The 13,831-nt window shown below is 53.5% G+C and carries 13 protein-coding genes, 2 tRNA genes and 1 rRNA gene; 9 read left to right on the top strand and 7 right to left on the bottom strand.

From position 1 onward, the window contains the following. Positions 1 to 77 precede the first annotated feature (77 nt). Positions 78 to 1,550, top strand: coding sequence for an NCS1 family nucleobase:cation symporter-1 (locus DFO56_RS15295; RefSeq protein ID WP_020456643.1), 1,473 nt, complete (start codon positions 78 to 80; stop codon positions 1,548 to 1,550). Between the two features lie 46 nt (positions 1,551 to 1,596). On the opposite strand, the gene DFO56_RS15290 is transcribed toward DFO56_RS15295, so the two are convergent. Together DFO56_RS15290 and dnaQ are read right to left on the bottom strand one after the other, a co-directional pair. Continuing rightward, positions 1,597 to 1,673, bottom strand: a tRNA-Asp gene (locus DFO56_RS15290). Positions 1,674 to 1,808: 135 nt separating this feature from the next. Then, entirely contained in the window at positions 1,809 to 2,540 is a 732-nt protein-coding gene (gene dnaQ / locus DFO56_RS15285) for a DNA polymerase III subunit epsilon (protein WP_045513338.1), read from the bottom strand. Between dnaQ and rnhA the strand changes: the two genes are divergently transcribed. Beyond that, entirely contained in the window at positions 2,494 to 3,060 is a 567-nt protein-coding gene (gene rnhA / locus DFO56_RS15280; RefSeq protein WP_161796289.1) for a ribonuclease HI, read from the top strand. The genes dnaQ and rnhA overlap by 47 nt on opposite strands. Here rnhA and DFO56_RS15275 read toward each other — a convergent pair. Further along, positions 3,057 to 3,764 (bottom strand): class I SAM-dependent methyltransferase, encoded by a 708-nt coding sequence (locus tag DFO56_RS15275; RefSeq protein ID WP_044489570.1) that lies wholly within the window; start codon positions 3,762 to 3,764, stop codon positions 3,057 to 3,059. The genes rnhA and DFO56_RS15275 overlap by 4 nt on opposite strands. Before the next feature lie 33 nt (positions 3,765 to 3,797). Here DFO56_RS15275 and gloB point away from each other — a divergent pair, with 33 nt between their 5' ends. Beyond that, a complete protein-coding gene (gloB, locus tag DFO56_RS15270) occupies positions 3,798 to 4,553 on the top strand; it encodes a hydroxyacylglutathione hydrolase (RefSeq protein WP_045513341.1) in 756 nt (251 codons plus the stop codon). A 74-nt stretch (positions 4,554 to 4,627) separates the two neighbouring features. Further along, positions 4,628 to 5,998 (top strand): murein transglycosylase D, encoded by a 1,371-nt coding sequence (mltD, locus tag DFO56_RS15265; protein WP_045513344.1) that lies wholly within the window; start codon positions 4,628 to 4,630, stop codon positions 5,996 to 5,998. Between the two features lie 124 nt (positions 5,999 to 6,122). On the opposite strand, the gene DFO56_RS15260 is transcribed toward mltD, so the two are convergent. Continuing rightward, positions 6,123 to 6,920 carry an endonuclease/exonuclease/phosphatase family protein gene (locus DFO56_RS15260; RefSeq protein WP_045513363.1) on the bottom strand — a complete coding sequence of 266 codons (798 nt, stop codon included), beginning with the start codon at positions 6,918 to 6,920 and terminating at the stop codon, positions 6,123 to 6,125. 230 nt (positions 6,921 to 7,150) lie between these two features. Between DFO56_RS15260 and yafC the strand changes: the two genes are divergently transcribed. Beyond that, positions 7,151 to 8,038, top strand: a complete 888-nt coding sequence (gene yafC, locus DFO56_RS15255; RefSeq protein ID WP_020456637.1) for a DNA-binding transcriptional regulator YafC — start codon at positions 7,151 to 7,153, stop codon at positions 8,036 to 8,038. A 37-nt stretch (positions 8,039 to 8,075) separates the two neighbouring features. On the opposite strand, the gene dkgB is transcribed toward yafC, so the two are convergent. Beyond that, positions 8,076 to 8,879, bottom strand: coding sequence for a 2,5-didehydrogluconate reductase DkgB (gene dkgB / locus DFO56_RS15250; RefSeq protein ID WP_045513346.1), 804 nt, complete (start codon positions 8,877 to 8,879; stop codon positions 8,076 to 8,078). A 202-nt stretch (positions 8,880 to 9,081) separates the two neighbouring features. Here dkgB and DFO56_RS15245 point away from each other — a divergent pair, with 202 nt between their 5' ends. The 4 genes from DFO56_RS15245 to fabF are packed head-to-tail and all read left to right on the top strand — an operon-like array spanning position 9,082 to position 13,519. Further along, the gene (locus DFO56_RS15245) at positions 9,082 to 9,636 is read left to right on the top strand and encodes a helix-turn-helix domain-containing protein (RefSeq protein WP_020456635.1); all 555 of its coding nucleotides are present in this window, start codon (positions 9,082 to 9,084) and stop codon (positions 9,634 to 9,636) included. After that, entirely contained in the window at positions 9,623 to 10,666 is a 1,044-nt protein-coding gene (locus tag DFO56_RS15240) for an HlyD family secretion protein (RefSeq protein ID WP_045513350.1), read from the top strand. The genes DFO56_RS15245 and DFO56_RS15240 overlap by 14 nt, the downstream gene beginning before the upstream one ends. Next, positions 10,663 to 12,225, top strand: coding sequence for a DHA2 family efflux MFS transporter permease subunit (locus tag DFO56_RS15235; RefSeq protein WP_045513354.1), 1,563 nt, complete (start codon positions 10,663 to 10,665; stop codon positions 12,223 to 12,225). The genes DFO56_RS15240 and DFO56_RS15235 overlap by 4 nt, the downstream gene beginning before the upstream one ends. 19 nt (positions 12,226 to 12,244) lie before the next feature. Then, entirely contained in the window at positions 12,245 to 13,519 is a 1,275-nt protein-coding gene (gene fabF / locus DFO56_RS15230) for a beta-ketoacyl-ACP synthase II (RefSeq protein ID WP_045513366.1), read from the top strand. Between the two features lie 91 nt (positions 13,520 to 13,610). Here the strand turns inward: fabF and DFO56_RS15225 are convergent. After that, positions 13,611 to 13,687, bottom strand: a tRNA-Asp gene (locus DFO56_RS15225). Between the two features lie 55 nt (positions 13,688 to 13,742). Beyond that, a 5S ribosomal RNA gene (gene rrf / locus DFO56_RS15220) occupies positions 13,743 to 13,831 on the bottom strand; the annotation flags it as partial.

Genomic DNA, 13,831 nt, shown 5'->3' with positions numbered 1-13,831 from the left:
ATTAAAACCTGGCCTGGTTAATGCAATGAGGGATAGCAGACAACACGTCACTATCTGTATTCAGAGGAGCAGAATCCATGCCAAACCTTGAACCAAATTACGATGCCCGCTACAGCCCGCGCCTGACCAATGAAGATTTAGCGCCGACCCGCCATCAGACCTGGAGCTGGTACAATATTTTCTCTTTCTGGATGTCCGATGTGCATAGCATGGGCGGCTATGTGGTCGCCGCCAGCTTCTTCGCCTTAGGGCTTGCCAGCTGGCAGGTGCTACTTTGCCTGCTGTTGGGGATCTGTATTGTGCAGCTGTGCGCAAACCTGGTGGCGAAACCGAGCCAAATGGCCGGTGTGCCGTATGCCGTGATCTGCCGTCAGGCATTTGGCGTATTCGGCGCGAATATCCCGGCGGTGATCCGCGGGTTGATTGCGTTTGCGTGGTACGGCATTCAGACCTATCTGGCCGCCAACGCGTTGATGCTGGTGATCCTGAAGTTTTGGCCCGCCCTTACTCCCCTGACCAACGGCCATTTCCTTGGCCTGTCACATTTGGGCTGGCTCTGTTTCGGCATTATGTGGGTGCTGCAAGCACTGGTGTTCTGGCACGGGATGAGCGCGATTAAACGCTTTATCGATATCGCCGGTCCGGCGGTATACGTGGTGATGATGGCGCTGGCGGGATGGATCCTCTGGCAAACGGGTTTCGACGGCATCTCTTTTACCCTCGCCAGCAAACAACTGACGGCCGGTGAGCAAACCTGGCAGATGATCACCGCAACGGCGTTAGTGGTTTCTTACTTCTCCGGCCCGCTGCTCAATTTTGGCGATTTTTCCCGCTACGGTAAAAGCATGCAGGAGATCCGCCGCGGCAACCGCTGGGGACTGCCGTTTAACTTCCTGCTGTTTTCCATTGTCACTGTGGTGATTGTTTCCGGGACCCAATCGCTGTTTGGCAAGATGATCACCGATCCTATCGAAACAGTGAGCCATGTTGGTAGCAGCCTGGCGATGGCAATTGGCCTGCTGACGATGATCACCGCCACCATCGGCATCAATATTGTGGCGAACTTCGTCTCCCCGGCCTTCGATTTTTCTAACTGTTCCCCGCAAAAAATCAGTTTCCGTACCGGCGGGATGATCGCGGCGGTCGGCTCGGTACTGCTGACACCGTGGAATTTGTTCCAGTCTCCGGAGTTGATCCACTACACGCTGGATGTGCTCGGCGCGTTTATTGGCCCGTTGTTCGGTATTTTACTGACCGATTTTTATTTGATTAAACGCGGAAATGTGTTTGTCGACGATCTGTTTACCGACTCGCCAAACGGGCGTTACTGGTACAAAAACGGCTTTAACCCGAAAGCGATTGCTGCGCTGGCGCCATCAGTGGCGGTTGGGCTGATTATTAGCTTTATTCCGGCACTGCATGAAGTGGCCAACTTTAGCTGGTTTATTGGCGCGTTCCTCGGGGCGGGATGCTACCGCTTTCTGGCGCGTAACGAACGCGAAGGTGTGAGCAGCACATTTACCGCCCAGCGCGTGGCGGCAAAGGAGTAGAAACGACGAAGGCCTGAATCATTGCTGATTCAGGCCTTCTGAATAGTGGCGGAACGGACGGGACTCGAACCCGCGACCCCCTGCGTGACAGGCAGGTATTCTAACCGACTGAACTACCGCTCCGCGTTGTGTTCCTGTTAGGGAACGAGGCGCATATTACGGATTGCACCTGGTGCCGTCAACGCTTTTTCCATCGTTTTGAATTGTTTGCTGCAAAAATCACCCGTGCGGCGATTTTCCTGCGTTCACAAAACGATTTTACCCGCGCCACAGGCAGCTTCCGCCCTTCTTCTGCACTAAATCGAGCCGTGATTCATGGGCCATCAGCTCCTCATCACTGGCTAAAACCACACGCAAGCGGCTTGCCTGGCGAACAACACGCTGGATCTCCGCATCGCCTGTTTGCGTTTGCCCTTCGCCTTCCATCGCAAATTTCATCGATGTCTGGCCGCCGGTCATCATCAGATAGACATCAGCAAGGATTTGGGAGTCGAGTAATGCGCCGTGCAGCGTACGTTTGCTGTTGTCTATTTCGTAACGCGCGCAGAGCGCATCAAGGCTGTTACGCTTGCCGGGGAACATTTTACGCGCCAGCGCCAGGCTGTCGGTAATTTTGCAAAACGTTTCGGTTTTTGGAATACCGCGGTTCAGCTTGCTGAACTCGTAGTCCATAAAGCCGATATCAAACGACGCGTTGTGAATGACCAGCTCCGCACCGCGGATATACTCAATAAACTCATCGGCGATGTCGGCAAAGGTCGGTTTATCGAGCAGGAATTCGTCGGCGATACCGTGAACGCCAAACGCTTCCGGATCCACCAGCCGGTCAGGCTTGAGATAAATATGGAAGTTGTTACCGGTCAGGCGGCGGTTGATCACCTCCACCGCACCGATCTCAATAATCTTGTGCCCTTCATAGTGGGCGCCAATCTGGTTCATACCGGTGGTTTCGGTATCGAGGACGATCTGTCGTGTAATTGCTGTGCTCATAGCGGCCATTTATGTCAGACTTGTCGTTTTAAACACAGGAAGTCTACCAGAGATGCTTAAACAGGTAGAAATTTTCACCGACGGATCTTGTCTTGGCAACCCGGGTCCGGGCGGTTACGGCGCGATTTTACGCTATCGTCAGCATGAAAGATTGTTTAGCGAAGGCTACCGTCTCACCACCAATAACCGGATGGAACTGATGGCGGCTATTGTCGCACTGGAAGCATTAAAAGAGCATTGCGAAGTGGTGCTCAGTACCGATAGCCAGTATGTGCGCCAGGGGATCACGCAGTGGATCCATAACTGGAAAAAGCGTGGCTGGAAAACAGCGGAAAAAAAACCGGTCAAGAATGTCGATCTCTGGAAGCGACTCGATGCGGCGTTGAGCCAACATCAAATCCGCTGGGAATGGGTTAAAGGCCACGCAGGTCATCCGGAAAACGAACGTTGCGATGAACTGGCGCGCGCCGCTGCGATGAACCCAACGCAGGAAGATGTGGGCTATCAGCCCGAGAGTTAAGACTGGCGGGTCGCCCCCACGGGCTGGCGAACCCGGGGTTTGCTGAGGCTCGACTTCATGGGGTTTAGCGTAAGCGGAATGGTGCGTTTGCGCGCAACAATAAGCTGCATGCACCCCAAAGCCGGTAAATGCGTGCTAAGCAGTTTCCCGCCCTGTTTCGTCCAGGGCAGGACGCGAAAGCGGCTATAATGTAACACCTCGAAATTGAGCAACGACAGCCAGTCAAACTGGCGCATCAGGGTGAACATCCGGCTTTTTACCGCGGGTGATCGGCGCGCAAAAGGAACCGCTTTGCAAAGCCCAAGCAGGCTAATCGGGTTGAAACCGCTCATTACCAGCCAGCCGTCGTCAATTAACACGCGATCCACTTCCTGCAATAGCCGATGCGGATCGGTACACCAGGGAAGCGTATGTGCCAGCAAGCAGGCATCCACCGATTTCTCTGCGAACGGTAAATGCAGCGGATCGGCTCTGACCTGCGCTGGTTCGCCGCTAAGGGAAACATTGACCTGGTGGGAAATAGCGCAGCTTTCGGCATTGATTTCCGCGCTCAGATTGCCGATCTTAAGCAAATGAAATCCATACATTTTTGCAAACCACGGCTTAAGTTCTCCTTCCAGCGCTTCGCGGTAATACGCGCCTTTAGGTAAATCGCCCCAGCTTGCCGGTGCGACCAATGTCTTAGGAGTCCTTGCCGGTTTCATCACAACCTTCCGCTACGCTTTGAGAGGTAATTTATGAATCTTAACAGTATTCCGGCGTTCCAGGATAACTACATCTGGGTGCTGAACAATGATGATGGCCACTGCCTGATTGTCGATCCAGGCGAAGCCGCACCGGTATTACGCGTATTAGAAGAAAACCAGTGGCAACCGGAAGCTATCTTGCTCACTCACCATCACAACGACCATGTTGGCGGTGTGAAAGCGTTGCGTCAGCATTTCCCTGATGTGGTGGTTTATGGGCCGGAGGAAACGCAAGATAAAGGAACCACACAGATCGTTAAAGAGGGGGACGTTATCTCCGTTTTAGGACATGATTTTTCCGTCTTTGCCACGCCAGGTCACACTTTAGGACATATCTGTTTCTTCAGTTCTCCTTATCTATTTTGCGGCGACACACTCTTTTCGGGTGGCTGTGGGAGATTATTTGAAGGGACGGCAAGCCAGATGTATCAATCCTTTTGTAAGATTAATGCGCTTCCGGATGATACGGTGATTTGCTGTGCACACGAATATACTTTAGGGAATATGAAGTTTGCGATCAGCATCTTACCGCAGGATCCTGCACTTAACGAATATCATCGAAAAGTTAATGAGTTACGTGCGAAAAATCAAAAAACACTCCCCGTAATTCTGAAAAATGAACGACAAATTAATTTATTTTTACGCACGGAAGACGCTGATTTAATTGATGTAATTAACCAAGAAACAAAGTTGCAACACCCAGAGGAGCGTTTCGCATGGTTAAGGTCAAAGAAAGATAACTTCTGATATTTCCGGGTTGCCTTTTAAAGACGACGCCGTTATCATCGCTCGTCTTTTAAGCAACTACTATTGACACACACATGAAGGCAAAAGCGATCTTATTCGCCTCTGTCTTGCTTGCTGGGTGCCAGGCGTCTAACCATGACGGTACGGTACAACAGCATGCACAGAGCCTTTCTGCAGCTGGTCAAGGGGAAGCAGGGAAGTTTACTAGTCAGGCGCGGTGGATGGACGATGGAACATTCGCCGCCCAGAATAACAGTGACTTGTGGACCTCCATTAGCGACGAGCTAAAGATGGGAATTCCGGAAAATACCCGGATTCGCGAACAAAAACTCAAGTATTTAAGCAATAAGAGCTATCTCCACGATGTAACTTTACGGGCAGAGCCGTATATGTACTGGATAGCAGGGCAAGTTAAAAAACGTAACATGCCCATGGAACTGGTACTACTACCCATAGTGGAGAGCGCTTTTGACCCACACGCGACGTCTGGCGCCAATGCCGCAGGCATTTGGCAGATCATACCGAGCACCGGGCGAAATTATGGTTTAAAGCAGACTCGCAGCTACGATGCGCGTCGTGACATTGTGGCCTCTACCACGGCCGCGCTTGACATGATGCAGCGTCTTAACCGCATGTTTGACGGCGACTGGTTACTGACAGTCGCTGCTTATAACAGCGGTGAAGGTCGCGTGTTGAAAGCGATGAAAGCCAATAAATCGCGGGGTAAACCCACCGATTTCTGGTCGCTTTCATTGCCGCAGGAAACCAAGATTTACGTGCCTAAAATGCTGGCTTTGAGCGATATTCTCAAAAACAGTAAGCGCTATGGCGTGAGTCTGCCAACACCAGACGAAAGCCGTGCGCTGGCGCGAGTCAGACTGAGCAGCCCGGTTGAGGTCGATCAGTTGGCGGAAATGGCCGGGATTTCGGTGAACAAACTAAAAACGTTTAACGCTGGCGTTAAAGGTTCGACGTTAGGTTCAGCGGGTCCGCAGTACGTGATGGTGCCGAAGAAACACGCCGATCAACTGCGTGAATCGCTGGCATCAGGCGAAATCGCCGCCGTACAGCCAACCCAGCTGGCGGATAACACCCCGCTGACAGGCCGGAGCTACAAGGTTCGCTCAGGCGATACGCTTTCCGCCATCGCGGCGCGTCTCGGCGTTAGCGCAAAGGATATCCAGCAGTGGAATAACCTGCGCGGTTCGAACCTGAAAGTGGGCCAGAGTCTGACGGTAGGCGCAGGTAGCAGCGCGCAGCGTCTCGCCAGCAACAGCGATAGTATTACTTATCGCGTACGCAAAGGTGATTCGTTATCGAGTATTGCGAAACGTCACGGCGTGAACATCCAGGATGTGATGCGCTGGAATAACGATACCGATAATCTGCAGCCAGGCGATCAGCTGACCCTGTTTGTTAAGAACAGCGCCACACCGGATTCCTGATACAAACCGATAAAAAAGCACCGTTTCCCCACGGTGCTTTTTTTTGTCCATAGAAAACCCCCAGCCAGGCTGGGGGTCCGGAAAGCTTTCAGCTTTAAGCCAGTTATTGCCTGCTTGTCACCCCTCAAGCCGGTTTACCTGGGGTAAATTCCACCAGCAGCGGGTTGTGATCCGATGCGCGCGTGACCAGCACTGACGCTTCCTGCACATTCAAACCACGATAGAAAACAAAATCCAGCGGACGACCAAAGGCGCGGCGGCGATTGTCATCGGTAAAACGAACCTGTCGCAACGACATATCACGCGTAAAGCGATAGAGCGCATTCATCCTCGGCCGGCTCCAGGCGTTGAAATCCCCTGCCATAATCACAGGTCCGGCGTGGCGCATAATCTGATCGCCAATCGGCAACAACTGCTTGCTGTAGACATCCACGCCCAGACTGAAATTCACCGCATGGACATTCACTACCATCAGGTTACGTAAATCAGGCAGCGGGTACACGGTGACCAGCGCTGATTTCGCCAGCCGTAGAATCGGTTCCCGCTCACGTAGCGGGCAGCAATAGACTGGGTGAGCGGACGAAAGCGTCATGACGCCAGAGGGATGTTGCGGCAGCACAAACGCGGGAACCTGATCGGCAGCAAGATAGTTAGTGGTCGCAAACCTGACAAGTTCCGGTGTGGTTTGCGCTTCCTGTAACAGCACGAGATGCGCGTCTTTGCCAAAACTCTGCAGCACCGATAACCATTCGGCGCGCTGCTGCTTAAAGATATTCCATACCAGCACACGGATTTTTTCGTCGCTGCTTAAAGGCACACCTGCAGGCAACGCTTTGCCGATGCTCGCGAAAGACCCCGGCGGTAAAATTCGCTCCGCTGGCTGTCCGGCAACATATCGCATGGCATAGGTATTTTTTGGCACTTTCGGCTTCAAACCTCATTGATTTCCACACCCGGTTCCCGGGTGGTCATTCAGTTATAGGGATTTTAGCGCACACTTTCAACGCACAATCGGCAGAAAAACCACCGGTTATGGTTAGTGAGCGCTTATTAATGCCGCCAGCGCCGCGCGTGCGTGGCATCGCAGGCTTCAACATGGTTAAATAGCGTATGGATGAATAATATCGTTGCAGTGTTGCTACAGAGGCAATAATGAAAACCACCTCAGAAGAACTCGCGATTTTTGTGGCTGTTGTCGAAAGCGGCAGCTTCAGCCGGGCAGCGGAACGCCTGGGACAGGCGAACTCGGCGATCAGCCGTGCAGTAAAAAAGCTGGAGAACAAGCTGGGCGTCAATTTGCTTAATCGCACCACGCGCCAGCTCAGTTTAACCGAAGAAGGTGAGCGCTATTTCCGCCGCGTACAAAGCGTATTGCAGGAGATGGCGGCCGCAGAAACAGAGGTGATGGAAACCAAATCCACGCCGCGCGGCACGCTGCGCGTTGATGCGGCAACGCCGGTGGTGCTGCATTTCCTGATGCCGCTGATTAAACCGTTTCGTGAACGCTACCCGGAAATCAACCTTTCTCTGGTCTCAAGCGAGACGTTTATCAATTTGATTGAGCGTAAAGTGGATGTGGCTATCCGCGTGGGGAAACTGACGGACTCCAGCCTGCGCGCCCGCCCGCTGTTCAAGAGCTATCGAAAAATTATCGCCTCACCGGATTACATCGCTCGCTATGGCAAGCCTGAAACAGTCGAAGAGCTGCGCAATCATGTGTTACTCGGGTTTACCGAACCGGTCTCCCTTAACACCTGGCCGATTGCTTCTGCCGATGGTCAATTATTTGAAGCCACGCCGGATATCTCCTCAAATAGCGGAGAAACGCTTAAACACTTGTGTCTGAGTGGCAACGGTATCGCCAGTTTATCGGACTATATGATTGATAAAGAGCTGGCAAGTGGGGAACTGGTGGATTTGCTGGCGGATAAGCGCCTGCCGGTAGAGATGCCTTTTAGCGCGGTCTACTACAGCGATCGGGCGGTGAGTACACGTATTCGCGCCTTTATCGATTTTATCAGCGAACATCTGCCGCAATAACGACAACGGGAGCATGACGCTCCCGTTAAACTCTTGATTAATCCCACTTCGGCGCGAGGCCTTCCGGGCTGACCAGGCGGTCATTGCAATCAAGCTTCGCGATTTCCGCTTTATCTTCTGCATCCAGTTTCAGCGACTGTGCCAGCAGGTTGCTTGCCAGATTCTCACGCTTGGTCGAAGACGGGATTACCGCATAACCTTCGCCCATCGCCCACGCCAGGATAACCTGCGCGGGTGTAGCATTATGTTTCTTCGCGATACGGCTAATCACTTCGTCTTTCAATGCCTTACCATACGCCAGCGTCATGTAAGAGGTGATATGGATACCGTGCTGTTTCGCCCAGTCAACGACTTTGCGGTTTTGCAGATACGGTGACAATTCAATCTGGTTAGTGGCGATGTTTTCCGCGCCCACAGCGGCAATGGCCTGCTCCATCAGCGGAATGGTGAAGTTAGACACCCCAATCTGGCGCGTCAGGCCCTGCGCTTTTGCCTTCATCAGCTCCTGCATAGAGACATCAACCGCCACAGCTGCGCCCGGAGACGGCCAGTGAATCAGGGTCAGATCAACATAATCCGTACCTAATTTTTTCAGACTCTCTTTCAGACTGGGGATCAGTTTGTCTGCGCCCAGATTTTCGGTCCAGATTTTGGTGGTGATAAACAACTCTTCACGCGCAACGCCGCTCTGTGCCAGCGCTTCGCCAATGGCAGCTTCGTTACCGTAGATCTGCGCGGTATCAATCACGCGATAACCCAGTTCAAGGGCATTTTTCACAGAAGCGATAACCGCTTCGTCAGTCAAACGGAAGGTGCCAAGACCAAATGCAGGGATAGCCATAAGAATTCCTCTTTCTGATTTCGTATTGTTTCGTTGCGCTGATTATTCCCCGCTTCAGTGAGGGGAAAAAGAGGCGAAAACGCATAGGTTTTTTGCCGGAGAAGCAAAAGTAAGGAATTCAGGGCGCAAAGATAGTCACTTGCATTTTGAAAGTCACTATGTCACCGTAAGCGCAGAATCTAACCAGTATCCGGGTCAGACCATGAAAAATGAACCGCTTTGCAACGCTCCCTGCCCCATCGCCCGCAGCTTAGGCCGCATTGGTGACAGCTGGAGCATAATAATCCTGCGTGACGCTTTAGCCGGTTTCACACGTTTTGATGAGTTCCAGAAAAGCGCCAATGTCGCCCCCAACATTCTCTCTCGTCGTCTGAAAGAGTTGGTTGATGACGGGCTGCTGGAAAAAGTGAGCTACAGCACAACACCGCCGCGCTATGAATATCACCTGACGGCTCTCGGGCGCGATTTTCGCCCGGTGATCCTTGCTCTGGTGGAATGGGGGAATCGCCACTTCTCGCCAGAAGGCGCGCAAATAGAGTTAGTCGAGCGTGAAACACAGCGCCCGGTCGAGACCATTCTCATTGATAAAGCAACCGGCGAACCCATTACACCGGAGAAATATGCCCTGGTGCCTGGTCCTGCGGCTGCACCGGTTATCCATTACCGCCACGATTATTTGCAACGCAAACGCACGGGCGATAACACGCAAAAATTCGCCCCGCTTCACCATGTGAGCCGCGATCATGACGCTCAGTAACAAGAAAAAGGCACTCACTCTGCCGCTGTTAGCCGCAGCGCTGGTAGCCGCTGCGGGTTACGGCGTGTACTGGTGGCAAAGCGGGCGATTTATTCAATCCACCGACGATGCCTACGTGGGTGGTGATATCAGCGCCATCTCCAGTAAAGTGTCCGGTTATGTCCAGCAGATTGCCGTTCAGGACAATATGCTGGTCAAAAAAGGCGACCTTTTAGTCCGCCTTGATGACAGGGATTACCAGGCTGCACTGGCGAAAGCCGCTGGCGAAGTCGCCGCGCAACGGGCGGCGCTGGCTGATATCGCCGCGACGCGTCAGTTACAGCTGGCAACCATTGAAGGCGCAACAGCATCGCTGGCTGCTGCTAAAGCGGTGAGTGATAAGTCAGCCAATGACAACCGCCGTTACAGCGCGCTGGTCATGTCCAGTGCCGTTTCTGCGCAGGTGCGGGAAAACGCGGCTGCGGATTATCGCCAGGCACGTGCACAGGAGAGCAAAGCGCAGGCGGATAATGCTGTCGCCACGCGCCAGCTGGCCGTGCTTGATGCACGGGAAAAACAGACGCAAGCAGCGCTGCAACAAGCCCAGGCGAATCTTGAAATCGCGAAATTAAACCTGAACTATACCGAGATCCGCGCCCCGTTCGATGGCGTTATAGGCAATCGCCGGGCCTGGTCCGGCTCCTTCGTCGGCGGCGGCACGCAACTGCTTTCACTGGTTCCCGCGGAAGGCTTGTGGGTCGACGCCAATTTCAAAGAGAGCCAGCTAGCCCATATGCGCCCAGGGCAACGTGCGACCATTGTGGCGGATGTTATGCCGGGTCGAACGTTCTACGGCCATGTTCTCAGCGTTTCTCCCGCAACCGGTTCACGATTTAGTCTTCTCCCGGCAGAAAATGCCACCGGAAATTTCACCAAGATTGTCCAGCGTGTGCCCGTGCGTATCGCGCTGGAAGGCGAAGCGGCAAAACTCGGCGTATTGCGCCCCGGTTTTTCTGTCATCGTTACCGTTGACGAAAAGAGCGCGCAATGAGCACCACCGATGCGGTAACGCTGCAACCGGGCGTTTCAATGCCGGTGAGTCAGAAAGTATTTGCCTTCGCGACAATGTGTGTGGGCATGTTTATCGCCCTGATTGATATCCAGATCGTGTCGGCGTCGCTACGGGATATCGGCGGAGGGCTTTCTGCCGGCGATGATGAAACAGTATGGGTACAAACCAGTTATCTGATTGCCGAAATCATCATTATTCCCCTCTCCGGCTGGCTGGCGAGGGTGATGTCCACGCGCTGGCTGTTTGCCGCCTCCGCCGCCGGGTTTACGGTGATGAGCCTGCTCTGCGGCTGGGCGTGGAATATCCAAAGTATGATCGCTTTTCGCGCATTACAAGGGCTGGCGGGTGGCTCGATGATCCCGCTGGTTTTCACCACCGCCTTTGCCTTTTTTCAGGGAAAACAACGCGTCATCGCTGCTGCGACGATTGGCGGGCTGGCATCGCTGGCACCAACGCTCGGCCCCACCGTCGGTGGCTGGATAACCGAGAACTTCAGCTGGCACTGGCTGTTTTATATCAACATCGTACCGGGGATTTATATCACCCTCGCCGTGCCACTGCTGGTAAAAATTGATACGCCAAATCCGTCGCTATTGCGCGGCGCGGACTATCTGAGCATCCTCCTGCTCGCGGTATCGCTGGGCTGTCTGGAATATACCCTCGAAGAAGGCCCACGCTGGGGCTGGTTTGATGACAACACATTAGCGATGACTGGCTGGGTGGCGTTGCTGTGCGGCATCTTTTTTGTTGTTCGCACGCTACGCCATACGCAGCCGGTGATGGATCTGCGTGCGCTTAAGGACAGAACGTTCACGCTGGGCTGCTACTTCTCGTTTATGGCAGGGGTTGGCATCTTTGCTACGATCTATCTAACACCATTATTTCTTGGCACGGTGCGCGGCTTTAGCGCACTGGAAATTGGTCTGGCGGTGTTTTCCACTGGCCTTTTTCAGGTGCTGTCGATCCCGTTCTACGCGTGGCTTGCGAATCGGGTCGATCTACGCTGGCTACTGATGGCAGGGCTGCTTGGATTTGCGTTGTCGATGTACAGTTTTATTCCGCTCACCCATGAATGGGGAGCGCAAGAACTACTGTTACCGCAAGCATTTCGCGGCCTGGCGCAACAATTTGCGGTTGCCCCGACGGTCACGTTGACGCTTGGCAGCCTGCCGCCGGCGCGGCTAAAACTGGCATCAGGTCTGTTCAATTTGATGCGCAATCTGGGCGGCGCGATTGGCATCGCCTTGTGCGGTACCGTGATTAATGACCGAACCAATTTGCACTACAGCCGCCTCGCGGATCATCTCAATAATGCCTCTCTTTCCGTCACGGAATTCGTTCAGAGCAACATCAGCAGATTGGTTAGCCAGGGGATTTCACCCGATATCGCCAGCAGTGCTGCGCTAAAGAATCTTTCGGCCATCACGTTGCGTGAGGCTCGGACACAAGCGTTTTCAGATGCTTTTTATCTGATTATGTTGGGGTTTTTAATCGCTGCGCTGCTGGTTCCCTTAATGAAAAAACCGCAAACAGCGTGAAATTTCAGGAGAATTGATGATGAGCGTTTCAACAAAACGCATCGTGGTAACAGGTATGGGAATTGTCAGCCCGCTGGGTTGTGGTGTCTCGCACGTATGGCAATCGCTATTACAGGGAAAATCCGGGATTTCCCGGCTTGCAGATGAGGTTGTCGACGATATTCCCTGCAAAGTGGCAGGTCAGGTTCCGTCTATTGAAGAGGATCCGCAGTACGGTTTTGATCCACTGGTGGCTATTCCTGCCAAAGAACGCAAAAAGATGGATCGTTTTATTGAGTTCGCGCTGGTAGCGGCAAAAGAAGCCCTGACGCAGGCGAACTGGTTTCCACAGGATCAAGCGGAAAAAGACCGTACTGCCACGATAATTGCGACCGGGATCGGTGGGTTTAACGAAATCGCCAATGCTGTGCGCACAACGGATGATCGTGGGCCGCGTCGACTCTCCCCTTTTACCATCCCCTCTTTCCTCGCCAACCTCGCTGCCGGGCATGTTTCCATTGCACATGGCTTTCGCGGCCCCATTGGCGCACCGGTTACCGCCTGTGCTGCCGGTGCGCAGGCCATCGGCGATGCCGCGCGCATGATCCGTAGCGGTGAAGCGGATATTGCGTTGTGTGGTGGCAGTGAAGCGGCAATACACCGGGTTAGTCTTGCCGGTTTCGCGGCTGCAAGAGCACTTTCAAGCAGTTTTAACGACGATCCAACAGCAGCATCGCGGCCATTTGATCGCGATCGTGATGGTTTTGTAATGGGAGAAGGCGCCGGATTGCTCGTTATCGAATCGCTGGAACATGCCCAGGCACGCGGTGCGACACCGCTGGCAGAACTGGTAGGATACGGAACCAGCGCGGATGCATATCATCTGACGGCAGGCCCGGAAGATGGTAACGGTGCGCGTCGCGCCATGGAAGCAGCCATTCGCCAGGCTGAGATTACCACTGCGGATATTCAGCATATTAATGCGCATGCGACCTCAACACAGGTGGGTGATAAAGGAGAGCTGGCGGCGATTAAGGGGCTTTTTGGTGACGCTCCGGTTGCAATTACCTCAACTAAATCCGCAACGGGCCACTTGTTGGGCGCAGCAGGCGGTATCGAAGCTATTTTCACTATCCAGGCTTTACGTGATCAGGTTGTACCGCCAACACTGAATTTGCATCACCCTGATTCCGAGGCAGAAGGGCTGCATTTAGTTGCGCTGACTGCGCAGCCGCTGGAGATACGTTATGCCTTATCAAATGGCTTCGGATTTGGTGGCGTGAACGCCAGCCTGCTGCTGAAACGCTGGGAGTGACATACGGCAAAAAGGGCGCGATTGCCCTTTTTTATAGAAATAACAGACGAAAAAAAACCGCATCTCGTTAGAGATGCGGCTCTTAAATGAGTGGCGGAACGGACGGGACTCGAACCCGCGACCCCCTGCGTGACAGGCAGGTATTCTAACCGACTGAACTACCGCTCCACCGAATTTCTTCACAACCACCGGTTTGTTGCCCCGGTTTCACTGCTAATTTGATGCCTGGCAGTTCCCTACTCTCGCATGGGGAGACCCCACACTACCATCGGCGCTACGGCGTTTCACTTCTGAGTTCGGCATGGGGTCAGG

Source organism: Kosakonia sp. AG348 (genome assembly GCF_003337365.1).
Lineage (GTDB): Bacteria > Pseudomonadota > Gammaproteobacteria > Enterobacterales > Enterobacteriaceae > Kosakonia.
The sequence above is the reverse complement of the archived record's forward strand: the minus strand, read 5'-3'. Positions and strand labels throughout refer to the sequence as shown.